This window comes from Shewanella hafniensis, assembly GCF_019655335.1.
Classification (GTDB): Bacteria; Pseudomonadota; Gammaproteobacteria; order Enterobacterales; family Shewanellaceae; genus Shewanella; species Shewanella hafniensis.
In genome coordinates this window covers 1-407 of the sequence record NZ_BPFD01000271.1, presented here as the reverse complement: position 1 = coordinate 407, position 407 = coordinate 1, and the positions used below count along the sequence as shown (strand labels likewise).

The following is a 407-nucleotide window of genomic DNA, read 5'->3' as shown; positions in this document are numbered from 1 at the left end:
CGGCATCGGTAATGGTTAAGGTGCCGCTGTCAGTCAGAACTGGATCGGTGGCATCTTCAGTGACCGCGCCGACATCGTCGCCAGCAATCACAGGCACATCGTTGGTGCCGGTAATGGTGATGGTGACTGTGTGCTCAGTGCCGTCTTGGCTCAACACCACAAAGGTTTCGACCTTGGTTTCGCCTTCAGCCAGATATTGCACGTCGGCGTTATCGACGTTGTAAGTCCAGTTGCCCGCCGCATCGATAGTCAGGCTGCCGAGCGCGCCAACACTTGGAGTGCCGTTGCCCGCTTGGAATACCGCCTGGCCGCTGTCGGCATCGGTAATGGTTAAGGTGCCGCTGTCAGTCAGAACTGGATCGGTGGCATCTTCAGTGACCGCGCCGACATCGTCGCCAGCAATCACA

At 58.0% G+C, this 407-nt stretch carries 1 protein-coding gene; it reads right to left on the bottom strand.

Annotated elements, in window-relative coordinates; translation table 11 throughout:
- The coding region (locus K5Q99_RS22220) for a VCBS domain-containing protein (protein ID WP_220778172.1) at positions 1 to 407 on the bottom strand (407 nt) is incomplete at both ends.